General features: G+C 57.3%; 15 protein-coding genes. 5 read left to right on the top strand and 10 right to left on the bottom strand.

Annotated features, from left to right (window positions below):
* Window positions 1-16 precede the first annotated feature (16 nt).
* From ALB80_RS08250 to ALB80_RS22390, 5 genes are all read right to left on the bottom strand, one after another.
* Window positions 17-2,434 (bottom strand): FAD-dependent oxidoreductase, encoded by a 2,418-nt coding sequence (locus ALB80_RS08250; protein ID WP_050603565.1) that lies wholly within the window; start codon window positions 2,432-2,434, stop codon window positions 17-19.
* Between the two features lie 96 nt (window positions 2,435-2,530).
* Complete coding sequence (locus ALB80_RS08245) at window positions 2,531-3,835, bottom strand: HlyC/CorC family transporter (protein WP_050603564.1); 1,305 nt, start codon at window positions 3,833-3,835, stop codon at window positions 2,531-2,533.
* Window positions 3,836-3,897: 62 nt separating this feature from the next.
* Window positions 3,898-4,854 (bottom strand): site-specific tyrosine recombinase XerD, encoded by a 957-nt coding sequence (locus ALB80_RS08240; RefSeq protein ID WP_050603563.1) that lies wholly within the window; start codon window positions 4,852-4,854, stop codon window positions 3,898-3,900.
* A gap of 2 nt (window positions 4,855-4,856) precedes the next feature.
* Window positions 4,857-6,377, bottom strand: coding sequence for a hypothetical protein (locus ALB80_RS08235; RefSeq protein WP_050603562.1), 1,521 nt, complete (start codon window positions 6,375-6,377; stop codon window positions 4,857-4,859).
* Entirely contained in the window at window positions 6,367-6,516 is a 150-nt protein-coding gene (locus ALB80_RS22390; protein ID WP_172677872.1) for a hypothetical protein, read from the bottom strand. Before ALB80_RS22390 ends, ALB80_RS08235 begins: the two co-directional genes overlap by 11 nt.
* 79 nt (window positions 6,517-6,595) lie before the next feature.
* On the opposite strand from ALB80_RS22390, the gene ALB80_RS08230 reads away from it, so the two are divergent.
* Together ALB80_RS08230 and aroB are read left to right on the top strand one after the other, a co-directional pair.
* Window positions 6,596-7,183: a shikimate kinase gene (locus ALB80_RS08230; RefSeq protein ID WP_050603561.1), complete on the top strand. Its 588-nt coding sequence runs from the start codon at window positions 6,596-6,598 to the stop codon at window positions 7,181-7,183.
* Window positions 7,183-8,295 carry a 3-dehydroquinate synthase gene (aroB, locus tag ALB80_RS08225; protein WP_050603560.1) on the top strand — a complete coding sequence of 371 codons (1,113 nt, stop codon included), beginning with the start codon at window positions 7,183-7,185 and terminating at the stop codon, window positions 8,293-8,295. Before ALB80_RS08230 ends, aroB begins: the two co-directional genes overlap by 1 nt.
* A 9-nt stretch (window positions 8,296-8,304) precedes the next feature.
* Here aroB and ALB80_RS08220 read toward each other — a convergent pair whose 3' ends face one another.
* Together ALB80_RS08220 and ssb are read right to left on the bottom strand one after the other, a co-directional pair.
* Window positions 8,305-9,375: a site-2 protease family protein gene (locus tag ALB80_RS08220; RefSeq protein ID WP_050603559.1), complete on the bottom strand. Its 1,071-nt coding sequence runs from the start codon at window positions 9,373-9,375 to the stop codon at window positions 8,305-8,307.
* An 18-nt stretch (window positions 9,376-9,393) separates the two neighbouring features.
* Window positions 9,394-9,885, bottom strand: a complete 492-nt coding sequence (gene ssb / locus ALB80_RS08215; protein WP_050603558.1) for a single-stranded DNA-binding protein — start codon at window positions 9,883-9,885, stop codon at window positions 9,394-9,396.
* 202 nt (window positions 9,886-10,087) lie between these two features.
* Here ssb and ALB80_RS08210 point away from each other — a divergent pair, with 202 nt between their 5' ends.
* The 3 genes from ALB80_RS08210 to ALB80_RS08200 all read left to right on the top strand — a co-directional run bounded on the left by ALB80_RS08210 (window position 10,088) and on the right by ALB80_RS08200 (window position 12,842).
* Complete coding sequence (locus tag ALB80_RS08210) at window positions 10,088-10,666, top strand: lytic transglycosylase domain-containing protein (RefSeq protein ID WP_050603557.1); 579 nt, start codon at window positions 10,088-10,090, stop codon at window positions 10,664-10,666.
* A gap of 97 nt (window positions 10,667-10,763) precedes the next feature.
* On the top strand, window positions 10,764-11,726 hold the full coding sequence (locus ALB80_RS08205; protein ID WP_050603556.1) for a LuxR C-terminal-related transcriptional regulator: 963 nt from the start codon (window positions 10,764-10,766) through the stop codon (window positions 11,724-11,726).
* A gap of 129 nt (window positions 11,727-11,855) precedes the next feature.
* Window positions 11,856-12,842: an MBL fold metallo-hydrolase gene (locus tag ALB80_RS08200; RefSeq protein WP_050603555.1), complete on the top strand. Its 987-nt coding sequence runs from the start codon at window positions 11,856-11,858 to the stop codon at window positions 12,840-12,842.
* Window positions 12,843-12,963: 121 nt separating this feature from the next.
* On the opposite strand, the gene ALB80_RS08195 is transcribed toward ALB80_RS08200, so the two are convergent.
* The 3 genes from ALB80_RS08195 to ALB80_RS08185 form a co-directional block, all read right to left on the bottom strand.
* Window positions 12,964-15,051, bottom strand: coding sequence for an ABC transporter ATP-binding protein (locus ALB80_RS08195; protein ID WP_050603554.1), 2,088 nt, complete (start codon window positions 15,049-15,051; stop codon window positions 12,964-12,966).
* Between the two features lie 91 nt (window positions 15,052-15,142).
* Window positions 15,143-16,606, bottom strand: coding sequence for an ABC transporter permease (locus ALB80_RS08190; RefSeq protein WP_050603553.1), 1,464 nt, complete (start codon window positions 16,604-16,606; stop codon window positions 15,143-15,145).
* A 15-nt stretch (window positions 16,607-16,621) separates the two neighbouring features.
* Entirely contained in the window at window positions 16,622-17,668 is a 1,047-nt protein-coding gene (locus tag ALB80_RS08185) for an ABC transporter permease (protein WP_050603552.1), read from the bottom strand.
* Between the last annotated feature and the right edge of the window lie 84 nt (window positions 17,669-17,752).

Here is a 17,752-nt window from a genome sequence, read left to right as displayed (position 1 = left end):
CCGGTCAAGCGCGCTGTCATCCCCTCATGCGTGTGCCGTCCGGGTCAAACAAAGGTGTCGAGAGTACCTTTGCATTGCGCATCTGTCCAAGGATTTCGATTTCAACCTCAAGCCCTTCGGACACGCGATCAGAAGGCAAGAAGCCCATCGCAATGGATTTTTGCGCGAAGTGAGAATACCCGCCCGATGTACAAAAACCGACCACAGCGCCGTCCAGCCAGATCGGCTCATAGGCGTTGACGTCCGCGTCGTCTGCATCGACCTCAAAGGCCACCAATGTACGGTCGGTCCCTTCAGCGCGTTCCGCCTCAGCAGCGGCGCGGCCGATGAAATCACTGTTCTTGCGGAATGAGATGAAGCGGTCCAACCCGGTTTCCGCAGCAGTGTAGTCAGGCGAGAACTCCCGCATCCACGAGCCGAAAAACTTGTCCAGCCTCAGGCTCATCATTGCGCGCATCCCAAAGGGAACCATGCCATGCGCTTGCCCGGCTTCCCACAAGGTCCACCAGAGTTGCCGTTGGGCCATCGGGTCGCAGTAGATTTCGTACCCAAGATCGCCGGTATAGCTTACCCTTTGAACGATACAGTCGGTCATGCCAACTGTCATGCGGCGGACATCGAGAAACTGGAAGTCGCTCAGATCATCCCGCGTACAGGCGGCCAGCACCTGCGTAGCCTTGGGGCCTGCAATCTGAAACCCGTTCAACCGGTCACTGATGTTATCGACGGATACGCCGTCCTGCGCATTTTGCAGGAACCAGCGCATGTGGAATGCCTGGCTGCCATATGAGGCCGTCAGTTGAAATTCGGTTTCGCTCAGGCAGGATACGGTGAAATCGCCGATCAGTTTGCCTTTGGGCGACAACATCGGTGTCAGAGACAGGCGTCCCGGTTTCGGGATACGTCCGGCCATGATCCGGTCCAGCCAATCCCGCGCAGCTGGTCCGGTGATCCGGTACTTTCCGAAGTTGTGGACCTCGTTGATACCCACGTTCTCGCGCACGGCCCGCACTTCGCGCCCTGTCGCACCGAACGCGTCAGAACGCCGGAACGAAGGGGTCTCGTACCCAGGCTCATCGCCTTGCGCAAAGTAGTTGGCGACCTCCAGCCCGTATTGTTGGCCCCAGACGGCGCCCAGATCACTGAAGATGTCATACATCGGTGTGGTTCGGTTTGGACGCGCAGCGGGCAGTTCCTCGTTTGGATAGGCGACACTGAAACGTTTCTGATAGTTCTCGATGACTTTGGCACGGGTATAGCCAGGGCTGATCCAATCCCCGAATCGGGCCACGTCCATGGCAAAGACATCACGTTCGGGCTCGCCCTCGATCATCCATTGCGCCAACGTCAGGCCAACACCGCCGCCCTGGCTGAACCCGGCCATAACACCGCAAGCCGACCAATAGTTGCGCATTCCGGGCACCGGCCCGACCAGAGGGTTTCCATCGGGCGCAAAAGTGAAAGGCCCGTGGATCACTGACTTCACGCCAGCTTCGGCCAGAACAGGGAAGCGTTTATAAGCGAACTCGATACTGTCAGTGATCTTGTCGTAGTCATCGGGCAGGAGTTCATGGCCGAACTCCCAAGGCGTACCGTCTACCGCCCAGGGTTTGCAGGGTTGTTCGTAGAAGCCGATGCAAAGGCCGCGCCCTTCCTGCCGGAGATAGCTTTCACCTGCCGGGTCCATCACATGAGGATGCTCGCCACCGGCGTCGATGATCGCTTCAATCTGAGGGATCGAGTCCGTGACCAGATATTGGTGCTCCATCGGATGCAGAGGGAAATAGACACCGGCCATCGCGCCCACCTCACGCGCCCAAAGACCACCTGCATTCACGATATGCTCGGCGTGAATGGTGCCCTTGTCGGTGATCACATCCCAAGACCCGTCCGGGCGTTGGTTGGTTTCACGCACCATGCAATGGGTTTCGATTGTTGCTCCGCCCATGCGGGCTGCTTTGGCATAGGCATGTGTGGTTCCCGAGGGGTCAAGATGCCCGTCCAGCGGATCATAGAGCGCGCCGATGATGCCGTCCGTATTGGTGATCGGGGCAATCTTCTTGATCTCGTCCGGCCCGACGATTTCAGTCTCCAGCCCCATAAAACGGTGCTTGGCACGCTCGGCCAGCAGCATGTCAAAACGGTCCTGATTGTCGGCCAGGGTCACACCGCCTACATGGTGCAACCCGCAGGACATGCCGGTGATCTCTTCCAGCTCTTTATACAGCCGAATGGTATAACCCTGCAGCGCTGCCATGTTTGTGTCGCCATTCAGTGTGTGAAACCCGCCCGCCGCGTGCCAGGTTGACCCGCTGGTCAGTTCGGAACGTTCCAACAGCATCACATCCGACCAGCCCAGCTTGGTCAGGTGATACAGAACCGAGCATCCGACGACACCCCCACCAATGACGGCCACTTGGCATGTGTTTTTCATCTGCACCTCCCACTGTTTGTGGGACGGTGCAAAGCAAAGATGCCAGGTGCTGTCAATTACGCGACAGAAGGTGTCGTTTTTGCTATTTGGTCCGGTTTAAAGCGGCCGAACTTTCAGGCCTGTGATGCGATTTCCATCGCGGGCTGTAACCTCGAACCGGAAGCCGTGGAAGGAAAACACCTGACCCACGATCGGGATCATTTGCGCTTCGTGTATGACCAGACCGGCAAGGGTGTTGGCCTCTTCATCCGGCAGTGACCAATCCAGCGCCCGGTTTGCGTCGCGGATGGTCATTGCGCCTTCGACAAGGTACTGACCATCTTCGGTCCTGGTGACAGGCACCTCTTCGTCGATGTCAAATTCATCGGCGATTTCGCCCACGATCTCTTCCAGAATGTCTTCCAGCGTAATCAGGCCGCGCAGCGAACCGTATTCGTCGACCACAAGTGCAAAATGGCTGTGCATTCGCAGGAACTCCCGCATCTGGTCGTCCAGAGTGGTGGTTTCGGGCACAAAATAGGGGTCGTTGGCTACCTTGCCGATGTCAAAGCTGGCCAGACGGTCGGTACCGCCGCGGCCGCCGGCTTGGGCATACATGGCGCGAAACAGGTCTTTGGCGTGAACCACCCCGACGATGTTTTCCGGCTCATCGCGAAAAACAGGCAGTCGCGTGTGCGGACTTTGCAGACACTGCTTCAGGATTGCTTCGGGGGCGGCGTTGGCGTCGATCATCTCGATGTTCGAGCGGTGCAACATGATTTCTTCCACCGTCCGTTCACCCAGATCCAGTGCACCCAAGATGCGGTCACGATCTTCCTTTTCGACCACACCTTCGGAATGGCCAAGCTGCAGGGCTCCGGCGATTTCTTCGCGCACGGCCAAGATGTTGCTGTCGGGGTCGATCCGCACGCCAAAGAGGCGCAAGACACCGCGCACCAGCAGACGCACCGCGGCCACGATGGGGGAAAACACCGTCACAATCACGCTGATGATTGGCGCTACCGCAGCTGCAGCCTTTTCAGAATTGGTAATCGCATAGGTCTTGGGCAACACTTCGGCAAAGATCAACACCAGCAAGGTCATGACCAGCGTCGCCAGGGCTACGCCGCTTTCGCCGAACAAGCGCGTGAACAACGCAGTCGCCAGCGAGGCCGCCAGGATGTTGACCAGATTGTTGCCCAGAAGAACCGATCCGATCAGACGTTCATTATCATCGGTGATCTCAAGCGCCTTTTTTGCCCCGCGTGATCCTTTGTCGGCTTGCGCCCTGAGCTTTCCACGCGAAGAGGCCGTAAGCGCAGTTTCCGAGCCCGAGAAGAAGCCGGACAAGACAAGCAAAAATAGGATCGCGCCAGAGGTAAACCAGAATGCGCTGTCGATCAGAGAGGGTGAGGGTTCCATTGGTCCTTGAGATTTAGAGTTCTGCATCCGTTATGGGGATACGGTCCCACCGGATCAAGGGCTTAGCCCTCGTCTTTCTTGGCGTCCTTGCTAAGCGGGTGATGCTGCAACACCAGTTCCGCAAGGCGTTCATCCAGAACATGGGTGTAGATCTCGGTCGTGGCGATGTCAGCATGACCCAACAAGGTTTGGATCGAACGCAGATCAGCTCCGTTCGCCAGAAGATGCGTGGCAAAGGCATGGCGTAATGTGTGCGGCGTGACTTTTTCAGGCGAAACACCGCCTTGCACGGCCAGTTCCTTGACCAGCAGAAAGAACCTGTGCCGCGTCAGGTGGCCCGATTTTCCGCGCGATGGGAACAGAAAGCGCGAACGTTGGCCGCCTTTCCCTACGGTCTGATCCTCTGCTTCATCCCGCACGGTCAGCCAAGCTGCCAATGCCTCTCGCGCGGGTGGGGACAGGGGCACCATCCGTTCCTTGCCACCTTTGCCCAGTACCAGCAGCATACGCGGATCGCCACGCGCCGAGGAAACGGGCAAGGACACAAGCTCGGTCACGCGCATTCCGGTGGCGTAAAGAAGTTCCATCATGCAGGTATTGCGCAACCGATCCGCTTTGGTGCGCCCAGTTTGCCGGGCGGCTTCAAGCAAGCGATCCACCTCGGGGACATCCAACGCCTTGGGAAGACGTTTCTGTCGCCCCGGACCTTTGATCTGAATGGCAGGGTTCACGTCGCGCCAGCCTTCTTCGAAGGCAAATCGATAGAGTTGCTTGATGGCCGACAAGCGTCGTGCACGGGTGGAACGGGACAAGCCCAGCGCATCGCAATCGATCAGATAGGCTTCAATCTGATCGCGATCGGCGTGTTCAAATCCCGTGACCCTGTGGTCCATCCACGCGGCAAGGTCTTTCAGATCACGCCCATAAGCCAGCAACGTGTTTGTCGCCGCTCCAAGCTCTGCCGCCTGCGCTTGCAGGAAAGTCGAAATCCAAAGCTCGTTGGTTGCCGGACCGCCCATGATCACCGCTCTTGCAGGATCAAAAGCGTTAGGGCGGCGCGGCGGACCGTGTCCTCCAACCCCACCTTTCGGAAGGTGGCGATAGCGCCGGTCAGATCGACCAGATTGCCGCGTGCGCCATGGGCAAACATTTGCATCGCTTCCAAAATGGCCTCGCCCAGCTGACCGTTGGCCAACAGCGCGTCGATGTCGCTGGGCACAGGCGCCGACCATTCAAATCCTTGTGCGATGGCATCTGCCCGGGGTGAGGGCGATACAGCCCGTCCGGGATCGCCTTGCGCAAGCGCTGCAAGGAACAATGTGTCGGTCGAGTTGTCGGGCGTAACAAGGGCTGCACGTTCATACATCTCGGACAACATGAGGATGCGCCAGCGCAGGATTTCAGTGGCGGTCACTGGCAAGGTAACTTGCGACAGGCGTTCTGCGAAGAGTTCCGCAAAGGGAACTTCAAGGCCCACGCTACGCATCTGTTGCCAGACAATGGGCAGTGTCTTTCCAATGGCCTCGGCATTGCCCGTGTTCAGTGCGCTTTCAAATCGTTGGATGGCCGAGACACGGTCCCAGACCGCGCCGGATGCGGCAGGATCACGTTCGGTGTAAAGGCCCAAGAGCTGATTTGGCGTCAATGCACCGATCCGTGTCAACCGTTCGGCAGCTTCGATCTGGGCCTTCCAACCCGCGACGTCCCGCAGATCTGCGTTGGCAAAGGCGCGCGGCAGAGGGGCGGACGGCAGGCGTTCCCCTATGGCTTCGAATAGCCGGAAACTCAGCGGGTCGGGGTCTTCAGGCTGCGGCAGATAGGCTGCACCTTCATAAAGCTCGGGGCTCAGAAACCGGTCCAGTACTGCAAGGTCTTCGGGCGACAGAAGTTCCAGCGCGTGCGCGGCTTCGAGTGTCAGCGCCGCAGACGCCCAATCCCCGCGACGCGCTTTGCAGAATATCTGCGCTGCATAGTTCTGCGACAGATGAGGTTGGGCAATCAGGGCGGTGCAACTTCGATCTTCGTCCCCGGTCAGCAGTGTCGCGTCAAACCAGCGTTGAAAACGCTCTTGCGTGTCAGTTGGACCGGCCAATTGCACGAGTGATTGTACAGGGTCTGCTGCGCCCAGCTGCATCAGTCGATCCAGGCGGGCCAATAGCAGCACCTCTTGCGCATCTGGCCCGGACGGGGCGCGGGATTCTGACAAGAGCAACGTGAACAGCAAACGCTGCATGGCGGGATTGTCACGAACAGGTATCTTGGAAATCAGTTCTGCCAGAAGGCTGGGATCACTGCTTTGCCAAAGGTCGATCGGCAGGCCCGTGACGGTGGACGACACAAGACCCAGCGGTTGTGACAGGGCCTCAAGCGAAGTCACCTCGATGTCCGGCAAGGCACCGTTTTGAGCCACAGGTGGCTCCAGCAGAACGGTTCCGGGAAGGTTTTCAGGCGGATTAGACAGCCAATCGATGGCCGACAAAGGGGCCTGCGCCTGTGCGGACCCTGCCAGAAAGACGACAAAAAGCGCCTGTTTAGTCGACATCCAGCACGACCGGTTCGCGGATTTCACTTTGGGGTGCTGAAAAATCCGCGCCAAAGAAAGGACCCACATAGGCATAAGCCACCAGCCCAATGAACCCAAGGCAAAGAACATATATCAGAAACTTGATTAGACGGCCCATGGCTTTACGCTGCCTCAATTTTTGATTTTGGCCAAGTTATAACTGGCATTTTTCCTAAGATCACGTCATTCACGTTGAAATGAGCGAAATTAAGCATAACACCCACATTTCGGACGCACAGGGCAGGTTTGATCTGCACAAAACCGTGGTTCTGGTGGGGATGATGGGCGCTGGTAAGACCGCTGTGGGCCGCGCCCTGGCGGCGCGCCTTGGCGTTCCGTTTCTGGACAGCGATGCCGAGATCGAATCAGCCGCCAACATGACCATCCCGGAAATCTTCAAACGTTATGGCGAACCTTTCTTTCGCGTGAAGGAAGCGCAGGTTATCGGACGCTTGCTGGAAGAGAAGAATGGTATCTTGTCAACCGGTGGCGGGGCGTTTTTGCAACCGGACAATCGCCGAACGATCAGCCAGCAGGGGGCCTCGGTATGGCTTCGGGCTGACCTGAACGTGTTGTGGAACCGGGTGCGCCGCAAGGATACGCGCCCGTTGCTTCGAACCGCTGATCCTTATGCAACGTTAAAGGCCCTCTACGAGGCGCGCGTGCCGGTTTACGCCGAGGCGGATTTGACGGTCGAGTCCGATGGCGATACCTCGATCGAGAATATGGTGGACCGGGTGGTCGTCGCTTTGCTGGCGCGCCCCGATGTTTTGGAACAGAAGTAATGCATCAAACAGTACACGTGGATCTGGGCGACCGTTCGTATGATGTTGAGATCGGGCCGGATCTTCTGGCGCGGGCGGGTGAGTGGATTTCCCCGCTGTTGTCGCGCCCCAAGGTGGCCGTCCTGACCGATGAAAACGTGGCTGACCTGCATCTGGACGCACTTCGCGCAGGGCTCAACGCTGCAGGGGTCGAGATGACAGCGCTGGCGTTGCCCGCCGGCGAAGCCACCAAAAGCTGGTCACATTTCGAACGCGCGGTTGAATGGCTGCTGGCAGAGAAAGTCGAACGTCGGGATGTGGTCGTGGCGTTGGGTGGTGGGGTCATTGGCGACCTTGCAGGTTTTGCTGCGGCTGTTCTGCGCCGCGGGGTCCGGTTTGTGCAGATCCCCACATCGCTTCTGGCGCAGGTCGACAGCTCGGTCGGGGGAAAAACAGGGATCAATGCGCCTCAGGGCAAGAACCTGATTGGGGCGTTCCATCAACCCTCGCTGGTACTGGCTGACACGTCAGTTCTTGGGACTATGACCCAGAGGGATTTTCTGTCGGGCTATGGCGAGGTCGTGAAATACGGTCTACTGGGCGACGCGGATTTCTTTGAGTGGCTTGAGGAAAACGGACCAAACGTGTCCGCCGGAGAGATGGCGGCGCGCGTGCGGGCTGTCACGCGTTCTGTGCAGATGAAAGCCGATATCGTGGCGCGGGATGAAACCGAACAAGGCGATCGTGCCTTGTTGAATCTGGGGCACACGTTCTGCCACGCGCTTGAGGCGGCGACGGGTTATTCTGACCGATTGCTGCATGGTGAAGGCGTCGCCATCGGTTGTGCGCTTGCGTTTGAACTGTCCTCGCGTCTCGGGTTGTGTTCACAAGAAGACCCAAGCCGGGTGCGGGCGCATCTGCGGGCCATGGGGATGAAGATTGATCTTGCTGATATTCCAGGGGATCTTCCAAGTGCCCAAGCGCTGGTGGACCTTATGGGGCAGGACAAGAAGGTTGTGGATGGGCAGTTGCGGTTCATTCTCGCGCGCGGCATCGGTCAGGCTTTTGTGACCTCTGATGTACCAAAGGATGCGGTTCTGTCGGTCTTGTCAGACGCTTTGGCAATGGCGTGATCCGGGGCCCTAGCGGCCCTGTATCACCATCAGTTCGCCGATGTTTTCGCGGGTGATATAGCCTACCATGCGCCCGCCATGGGTGGTAACCGCGATGGCTGGTGCGCCTTTGTGCAGGTGTTCCAACACCTCCTCAAGCCCGGTGGTCAGCGAGACCGAAGGGATATCGGCATCCATCACCGAAAGCGCAGCGGTTGATCTGGGCTGATCGCTGGCCAGAGCTGCGAACAAGCGATTCCGGGTCACAAAACCCAGAAGGGCACGATCAGAGTCCAGAACCGGAAACTCGTGCTGTGTCGTATGAATGACGGCTTGCGCTGCTGTGCTCAGCGTGTCCTTGGGGGACAGAGCGTGAAATTCGGTGATCATCGCATCCCGGGCCAATACGCGGCGCGCGGCGGACCGCAATGCAACATCCTGGCTTTCTGCATTGGCGGCAATGAACACAAACACCGCGATCAGGACAAGAATGGGGTTTGCCGAACTGAGCCCAAGGAAACCAAGCCCGACGGCGACGATCTGGCCGCCTATCGCCGCCACTCGGGTGGCTTTGACCCTGTCCATGCGCAGGCACAGAAGGGCACGGAACACCCGTCCCCCGTCCATGGGAAAGGCGGGGATCATATTGAACGCGGCCAGCAGCAAGTTGATATAGGCCAGCCTGTCCAATAACCCGGTTCCAGGCGAGTCGATCTGAGCAAAGGTTTCAAAGGGCGTCCCAGCGCCAAGGACAAAGAGTACGATCCAGATGACGATGTTCACCGCAGGACCCGCAAGCGCGACGTAAACCTCCTGCATCGGTTTTTCCGGCATGCGTTCCAGCCGGGCCAGCCCGCCGATGGGCAGCAGAGTTATGTCAGGGGTTTTGATGCCATAGCGCCGAGCGATGAGAGCATGGCCAAATTCATGCGCAACGACGCAGGCAAACAGCGCCAGAACAAAAATAAGGTTGTCGATGGCGGCTGGCAGACCACCTGCGGAATAGGCTGCAAAGCCGACCCAGGCCAACAACAGAAAGAAGGTGACATGGACCCTCAGTTCGGACCCGAGTAACCGGCCGAGAGAGAAGGACCATGTCATGTCATGTCTCCGTATTGATTAGAACGGAATCTCGTCGTCGTCGATTCCGCCCGATGCCGGCGCCGGAGAGCTGGACGGACCGCTGTAAGGGTCTCCGTATCCGCCGCCCCCGGCCTGACCACCGCCATAACCACCGCCGCTGCCGCCACCGCCTTCACCGCGCGCATCCAGCATCACAAGGGTAGAGCCAAAGCCCTGCAATACAACTTCGGTGGAATAGCGGTCCTGGCCTGACTGATCTTGCCACTTGCGGGTCTGTAATTGCCCTTCGAGATAGACCTTCGACCCTTTGCGCAGGTATTGCTCTGCTACTCGGACCAGACCTTCGTTGAAGATGGCGATCGAGTGCCATTCCGTGCGTTCGCGGCGTTCACCCGTGTTGCGATCTTTCCAGTTCTCTGACGTGGCAATGCGCAGATTGCAGACCTTGCCGCCATTCTGGAATGTCCGCACTTCGGGATCACGACCCAGATTTCCGACCAGAATGACCTTGTTGACTGAACCCGCCATGTTATTCCTCGTTCTGTTCTGACGTAAATGCGCCGAATCTGGCGCAATGAGTTTGCGTGACCCTATACGGCCTGCATCGTGGTTGAAAACAGTTGATACAACACTGTTGAACAAGAGTCTTACTGTAGTCTTTACCAAGCTTTCATTTTTTGCGGGAATACCTATACTCCGATTGGTTTCTTATCGAGCAGGATAGGCATTGATGCGTTCTTGGGTTGCTGGGTTTTCTGTTGTCTGCCTTGTGCTGGCTGTTGCGCCTGCGCAGGCGCAAACTTTGTCCACCAAAAGCCGTAAGGATATTTTTCTGAAGCAATCCAAGGTACTGGATTCGCGCGCAGCAACGCAGTATCGCGATTCCGCACGACTGAAGCCCAAGGCATCCCGCGCGCAAACCAGCAAGCGATATACCGGTAAGTATCGTGGCCAATATCTGGACTTGGCAAAGCAGGCGGCCCAGCTTCACAATATCCCCGAAGATCTGTTCCTGCGGCTTGTGCAGCAGGAAAGCGGATGGAACCCACAGGCGAAATCTCACAAAGGCGCGCTGGGATTGGCGCAACTGATGCCTCAGACGGCCGAACTGCTGGGGGTTAATCCGCACGATCCTAAGCAAAACCTGGAAGGCGGGGCCAGATATCTGTCCTGGCAGTATCGCAAGTTCAAATCGTGGCCGCTGGCGCTGGCCGCTTACAATGCAGGTCCCAAAGCGGTCGAAAAGCATGGTGGCATCCCGCCCTATAAGGAAACCCAGAACTACGTGAAGGTCATCTGGGGCGGGTAAGCTCGGATGCTGCGACGCAGAGCGTCCAATTCTTGATTCCATGCGACTTGTCCAACTAACCTGAAAGGGTACCACCTAGAAACTGGTGAGGCCCATCATGCCTGTCGACCACCCTCAAATTCCCAAAAAAACACTGGCCAACTGGCAGCAGCTTGTAGATCTGGTCGCCGAGTTGGCAGATGTGCCCGCAAGCCTGATCATGAAAACCGATGCGCCTGACCATGCGGTTCTGATCACCTCGGATCATCCCGAAAATCCCTATCCGGTCGGATTGACTTTCCAGCTGAATCCCAAGCTCTATTGTCAGGGTGTTCTGCAACGGGATGGAGAGCTGGTGGTTGAGGATGCCGCCTGTGATCCGGTCTGGTCCGATAATGACGATCTGGAACACGAGATGACGTTTTACATCGGTCTGCCTTTGAAATGGCCTGATGGATCGGTGTTCGGAACAATCTGCGTTCTGGATCGCAAGCAAAACCGTCGGGCATTGCTGTTCCGCGAAGGTCTGACCCAGTTTGCGCGCATGGTCGAGTCGGATTTGGCTTTGTTGCAAGAGGTTTATCTGCGCCGCGCTTTGGAAGAAAAACTGAATGAAACACTGGCGCAACTCGAAACGCGTGTCTCGGATCGCACGCGGGAATTGCGGGAAACCAACACAGCGCTGCGCGTGCTGCTGTCCAGTTTGGAAGATGATCGCAAGAGCCGTGACGCGGAAATTGTCGAACAGGTGCGTAGCCGGGTGCTGCCATATCTGGATAAGGTTCGAGCGCAGTTTGCAGGTGATGAGTCGCAGAGTGTTTACCTCGAACTGGCTGAGAAAAACCTGAACGAGATCACGTCCTCCCTGTCGGACAAACTGACCGATGCATTTTCGGTTATGACCCCGACCGAGATTGAAATCGCGCAGATGGTCATGTTTGGAAAGACAACCAAAGACATCGCCAAGGCCCTGTCGCGAGAGACCTCGACAATCGATTTTCATCGCAACAATATCCGCCGAAAACTGGGTCTTGAAGGGCGCGACCAGAACCTGCGTAGCCATCTTCTTTCAATTTCGTGATGCACGAATATGGGGATTGCCCCCATATTACACCCCTAATTTTCCGGTCTGAGCCAACATGGCTTGGCTTGTTACCCTCTGTGACGAGGTGCGGGCAAAACGCACACGTCCAACAGAGAGGTACACTAAATGGATCGCAAAGATCTGAAGCCGACCATCCTGAAGGGGGATAAGGATCATCTGGCACCGGGGTTGTCTCGTCGGTCGTTCTTCATGGCAGCAGGGGCTGCCGGTGTCGGTGCGACAGCTTCTGTGCTGGGTGCGAAACCGGCTGAGGCGCAGTCTCAGGCCTGGTTGCAGCCGGGGAACAACAACCATGTGATCGACCTGCAGGCGTCGACCGGGCAGGCCAGCACCGGGGCCGTTGGCATCGACTACTACGGTCATTGTGCCATCAAGATCACGTCCCCCAACGGAGCAACCGTGTTGTTCGACCCGTGGCGCGATGATCCGTCGGGTGCGTGGGGTCTGTGGTTCCGCAACGAATTCCCTCAGATCCCGGTGGATATCACCCTGTCGACGCATGCGCATTTTGACCACGATGCGATTGAACGTCCAAACTCGACGATGGTTCTGGACCGGATGGTCGGTAATTTCGAGTTTGCCGACCTCAAGATCACCGGGTTTGCCGACAAACATGCCTGTGTTGCACCGGGCTGGTATGATTGGACAAACGCGCTCGCAGAGTTCGGGGTGGAAGCCTGCCCGCCGAACAATGTGGGCCACATGGATATGGTGGTCTATCTGGTTGAAACCGGCGGAATCCGAACGCTGATCTGGGGCGACAACCGCCACAACCCGCCACAGGAGTTCTGGGATGAGATCGGACAGGTCGATGTCCTCACCCTTCCGGTGGATGGTTCGGAACATATCCTCAGTTATGACCAGGGCAACGATATCGTGGCCAAACTGAAGCCCAAGGTCATCATTCCCACACATTACCTGAACGAGGTCACGTCTTACACGCTGACCACGCTGCAATCCGCAGATGAATGGGTAAAGGGACAACAGAGCTACAAGATGCTCGACAGCGCCAGTCTTCAACTTGAAGCCGGAGAGATTTCCGGAATGAACCAGGAGTTCATGCATTTCGGCAACAACGTCATGACCGGCTGAGAACAATACGGGAGCCACCACTCACATTCTTACTCCCAAGCGTCGCCTGTCTCCCCCCAAAATGCGGCGAAAAAAGAAAGGGCCGGTCTGTGACCGGCCCTTTCTGTGTCTGATCTGGCGGTTATTCCGCCGCGACTTTGATCACCGGCTCCATCCGCGCCAGAATGTCTTCGGCCAGGTGACATTTCACCTGATGACCGTCCGCAAGGGTCTGCACCGGCGGAACATGCGTCTCGCAACGCCCATCCGGCACTTCGGATTTCCAGCGGCAGCGGGTCTGGAACGGGCAGCCCGGCGGCGGGCTCATGGCCGAAGGGATATCGCCATCCAGAACGATATGTTGCTTCTCGACCGAGGTATCCGCAATGGGCACGGCGCTCAGCAGGGCTTCGGTATAGGGGTGATAGGGCGGGGCAAAGACCTGATCCGTGGTGCCCAGTTCGACCACGTGACCCAGATACATCACCATGACCCGGTCACTGAGGTAGCGCACGATGGACAGGTCGTGGCTGATGAACAGCAGCGTCGTTTTGTGCTCACGCTGAATCTCCATCAGCAGGTCGGTAACGGCCGCCTGCACCGACACATCCAAGGCCGAGACCGGCTCATCTGCGACAACGATGCGCGCATCACCGGCAAAGGCGCGGGCAATACCCACGCGTTGTTTCTGACCACCGGACAGCTGGCGAGGCATCCGTTCCGCAAAGGCGCGCGGCAGTTTTACCAGATCCAGCAGTTCCAGCATCCGCTTCTTGCGTTCCGCCTCAGAGTTTCCGACGCCGAAGATTTCAAGCGCACGGATGATCTGACGCCCGACGGTCATCGACGGGTTCAGCGTATCAAACGGGTTCTGGAACACCATCTGAACTTCGCCAACCGTCTTGGCATCCCGTTCTTCAATGGGCACCTGCTCGATATTGCGGTTGTCCAGCAGGATTTGCCCGTCCGTCGCAGTTTCGAGCCCCATTAGAACTTTGGCAAAGGTGGACTTGCCGCAGCCGGATTCACCCACGATGGCCAGCGTCTCGGACTCATGGGCCTCAAAGCTCAGCGTCTCATTGGCCTTTACAACTTTCTTCTCGCCGCCACCGAACAGCGCGTTCGCGGCAACCTCATAATATTTCTTGAGGTTGTCCATCTTCAGAACAACGCGGCCGATCTCGCCCTTGTCCTTCTGATCCGCCAACGTAATGGGCGCGTTCCAGTCGATCTCCTGAAACTTCAGACAGCGCGTATGGTGCCGGTCATTGCCAGGCACGGCCTCCATCAAGATGTCTTTCGCGTCGCAGCGACCTTCTTCAAAATAATCGCAGCGCGGGCCAAAGTTGCAGCCCGGTGGCCGCTCATGGGGCAGGGGGAAATTCCCCGGAATCGCCACCAGCGGACGCGAGTTCTTGTCAGCCCCCGGCAGCGGGATCGAACGGAACAGCGCCTGCGTATAGGGGTGCTGCATCTCGTCGAACACATCCTTGATCGAGCCACGCTCGACCGCTTCACCCGAATACATCACGCACAGCCGGTCACAGGTTTCCAGGACCAGACCCAGATTGTGCGAGATAAACAGCATCGAAGTGCCGTATTTCTTGCCAAGATCCTTGACCAGTTCGACCACAGCAGCTTCAACAGTCACGTCCAAAGCTGTTGTTGGCTCATCCAGGATCAGCAACGCCGGCTTCGACATCAGCGCCATCGCAATCACGATCCGCTGCTGCTGACCACCAGAAAGCTGATGCGGAAAGGAATTCAGCATTCGCTCGGGGTCCGGCAGGCGAACGTCTGTCACAACTTCCAACGCCCGTGAATATGCTTCTTCCGTGCTGACACCTTCGTGGATCATCGGCACTTCCATCAATTGCTTGCCGATCTTCATCGCCGGGTTCAGCGATGCCATCGGCTCCTGATAGATCATCGCGATTTCGTTTCCACGAATGTCACGTAGTTCTTCGGTCGACATTTCCGCTAGATCGCGGCCTTTGAACTTGATCGTTCCGCCTACGACGCGACCGTTCTTGCCAAGGTCTTGCATGACACCCAGCGCCACGGTTGATTTACCGCAGCCGGATTCACCAACCAGCCCCACCGCCTCACCGGGCTGTACGCTGACCGAGAAATCCATCACGGCAGGAATTTCGCGCAGACGGGTGAAAAACGAAATCGACAGCTTGTCGATCTCCAGAATTGGCCCGTCATAATCCGCCATTTTGCTCATCTTGTTCACTCCTCACCAAATGCGGGGATCCCCTTCATCTGGCTGAAAATATCCCGGGGGTCCGGGGGCAGAGCCCCCGGCCTCGATCACGTCAGTCCTTCAGGCTTTCTTCGCGAAGACCGTCCGCCAGCAGGTTCAGACCAAGAACCAGCGACAACAGTGCAAAGGCAGGCGGAAGGGCAGGGTGCAGGTAGATCGACAGAAGCTTGCGCCCCTCGTTGATCGTAGACCCCCAGTCCGGGCTTTCAGGTGGAAGGCCCAGCCCGAAGAAACCCAAGGTTCCCAGCAGGATGGTTGTGTAACCAATGCGCAGACAGAAATCGACGATCAGCGGACCACGGGCGTTGGGCAGGATTTCCCACAGCATGATGTACCAGGGACCCTCGCCACGGGTTTGCGCCGCCGCGACGTAGTCACGGGTTTTGATGTCCAATGCCAGCCCACGCACGATACGGAAGACCGTGGGCGAGTTCACAAAGACCACCGAAACGAAGACCACCAGAATGCCGCCGGGGATATCGAACAGGTCCAAGTAAGTCGGCAGACCCCAGATCCGATAGGCTTCGGTATTGATGATGTAGCCATCGGTCGAGATCAGCGACAAATACAGCCAGATCGCCACGCCCAGAACACCGATCAGCAGCGGTGTGCGGAAATTCGGGCGTGTGTAATAGCGCGAATTCAGCAGTACTCCGATGAACAGGATCGGGAACACGAACAGCACAGCCGCCATATAGTTGGGCACCCCGGTCGCCACGATTTCCGGTGTCACCAGCAGATAGAACAGCAAGATCACAGGGAAGGCGAGGATCAGGTTCGCGAGGAACGACAGGAATGTGTCCAGACGACCTCCGTAGTATCCGGCAGGCAAGCCCAAAGTGATGCCGACCATGAAGGCGAACATCGTCGCCAATGGGGCGATCTGCACCACGACCCAGGCCCCCTTGATCATCCGGCTAAAGACGTCACGAGCCAGGTTGTCGCCGCCCAGAAGGTACCAGGCGTATTGTCCGTCCTCCAGGTTCGGCAAAGGTGTTCCGGGCACTTTGTTCTTCATGCCAGAGATCTGTACAAGTGGGTCATGGGTAACGATCAGATCAAGCGCGCCGAAGATACCGGTGAAGACCCAAAACATCACAAGGCCAAAACCGATCATGCCAATGGGGCTGTCATACAGTTTGCCGTATAGTCCCAACCGCCGCTTAAAGGCGATGGACATGGCGAACATGATGATCAGCGCGACCCATACCGGCATGAACTGTTGGGAAATTGCCCCAACAATGCCGGCGCTGGTTCCCATCAGGACGCCCAGCACCAGATAGGCCACAGCCAATCCAACACTGGCCAGGAAACTGTAGTTCAGCACAAGTTGGATCAGGCCGCGGACTCCGCCGCTCGAACTGACGGACCCATCCGAATTCACGATAATCTGCTCTTCGGGCAGGAAGATACTGGCAATGGTCCAGATCAAGATCGAAAGGATCAGCACCGCCAGTGCGATCATCAGCAATGGGTTCAGGAAGGCAATAGAGCCGGTCCAAGTAAGTGGTTCCATAATCTCACCCTCCTCTTATGAAATGCGGATGCGTGGGTTGAGGTAAACATAGCCGATATCCGAGATCAGCTGCGTTATCAGAACCACAAAGACCGACACGACCGAGATCGCCAGCAGAAGCTGGATGTCGTTGTTACCCGCCGCCTGAACAAGCGCCCAGCCGAAACCCTTGTAGTTGAACAGGGTTTCAACGATCACCACGCCATTCAGCAGCCATGGGAACTGCAGCATGATGACGGTAAACGGCGCGATCAGTGCGTTGCGTAGCGCGTGCTTCATGACGATGTTCGGGAATGACACACCCTTCAGGCGTGCGGTTCGGATGTACTGCGCCGTCATCACCTCGGTCATCGAGGCGCGGGTCATGCGGGCGATATAGCCCATACCATATAGCGCAATGGTCAGAACCGGCAGGAAGAAGTTCTCGAATGTCGGGTTCTCCATCGCTTGCGTCGCGGTTCCTTTGAACCACTTCAATCCAACAGTGGATGAGGTGAAAATGGCGATGAAGATAACGCCGGACACGTATTCCGGTGTTGCCGTCGTGATGATCGAGAATGTGGACAGAGACCGATCCAGTGCCGATCCCTCGCGCATCCCGGCCAGAACACCAACGATCAGCGCGGATGGCACCATCAGGACCAGAACCCAGAACATCAGGTAACCGGTATTGCCGAGACGTTTTCCGACAATGGTTCCGACTTCGTCCTTGAATACGGTCGAGTATCCCCAATCGCCCTGAAGAACACCGCAGTATCTAGCCGTGTCCTCTGCCGTTGAGCCGGGTCTTGTGCACGTACCCACAAACTGGCCATCGTCCAGTGTTTTCTGGAAGCCGGGCATCACGCCCAGCCATTGGCCGTATTTTACAAGTGTGGGCTGAAGATAACCGCGATTGTCCAACCAGGCTTCGACTTGCTCGTCTGACATCCGCTGGTTGCCCTGCGTTTTCGCAAGCTTTTCAAGGTTCGGGTATAGGTTGGTCAGGAAAAAGACGACGAATGTCAGACATAATGCTGTAAGCAGCATGACTCCGAACCGTCGTAGGATGAATAGTCCCATGTTGGCCCCTGTTGTTCAGGTATTCCGCAGATCATTGGACCATTTTCTGGCCTCGGACGTCCGACCCCGCGTCGGCAAGTCTGC

The sequence above is a fragment of the Ruegeria sp. 6PALISEP08 genome, from assembly GCF_001238295.1.
In the GTDB taxonomy this organism is placed as follows: Bacteria; Pseudomonadota; Alphaproteobacteria; order Rhodobacterales; family Rhodobacteraceae; genus Ruegeria.
This window is presented reverse-complemented; position numbering and strand designations above follow the sequence as displayed.

Coding starts and splice junctions, on each gene's coding strand:
- ALB80_RS08185 (WP_050603552.1), bottom strand. CDS start 17,668: ATGGGACTATTCATCCTACGACGGTTCGGAGTCATGCTGCTTACAGCA.
- ALB80_RS08230 (WP_050603561.1), top strand. CDS start 6,596: ATGAGCGAAATTAAGCATAACACCCACATTTCGGACGCACAGGGCAGG.
- ALB80_RS08205 (WP_050603556.1), top strand. CDS start 10,764: ATGCCTGTCGACCACCCTCAAATTCCCAAAAAAACACTGGCCAACTGG.
- aroB (WP_050603560.1), top strand. CDS start 7,183: ATGCATCAAACAGTACACGTGGATCTGGGCGACCGTTCGTATGATGTT.
- ALB80_RS08195 (WP_050603554.1), bottom strand. CDS start 15,051: ATGAGCAAAATGGCGGATTATGACGGGCCAATTCTGGAGATCGACAAG.
- ALB80_RS08190 (WP_050603553.1), bottom strand. CDS start 16,606: ATGGAACCACTTACTTGGACCGGCTCTATTGCCTTCCTGAACCCATTG.
- ALB80_RS22390 (WP_172677872.1), bottom strand. CDS start 6,516: ATGGGCCGTCTAATCAAGTTTCTGATATATGTTCTTTGCCTTGGGTTC.
- ALB80_RS08250 (WP_050603565.1), bottom strand. CDS start 2,434: ATGAAAAACACATGCCAAGTGGCCGTCATTGGTGGGGGTGTCGTCGGA.
- ALB80_RS08220 (WP_050603559.1), bottom strand. CDS start 9,375: ATGACATGGTCCTTCTCTCTCGGCCGGTTACTCGGGTCCGAACTGAGG.
- ALB80_RS08245 (WP_050603564.1), bottom strand. CDS start 3,835: ATGGAACCCTCACCCTCTCTGATCGACAGCGCATTCTGGTTTACCTCT.
- ALB80_RS08240 (WP_050603563.1), bottom strand. CDS start 4,854: ATGGGCGGTCCGGCAACCAACGAGCTTTGGATTTCGACTTTCCTGCAA.
- ssb (WP_050603558.1), bottom strand. CDS start 9,885: ATGGCGGGTTCAGTCAACAAGGTCATTCTGGTCGGAAATCTGGGTCGT.
- ALB80_RS08235 (WP_050603562.1), bottom strand. CDS start 6,377: ATGTCGACTAAACAGGCGCTTTTTGTCGTCTTTCTGGCAGGGTCCGCA.
- ALB80_RS08200 (WP_050603555.1), top strand. CDS start 11,856: ATGGATCGCAAAGATCTGAAGCCGACCATCCTGAAGGGGGATAAGGAT.
- ALB80_RS08210 (WP_050603557.1), top strand. CDS start 10,088: ATGCGTTCTTGGGTTGCTGGGTTTTCTGTTGTCTGCCTTGTGCTGGCT.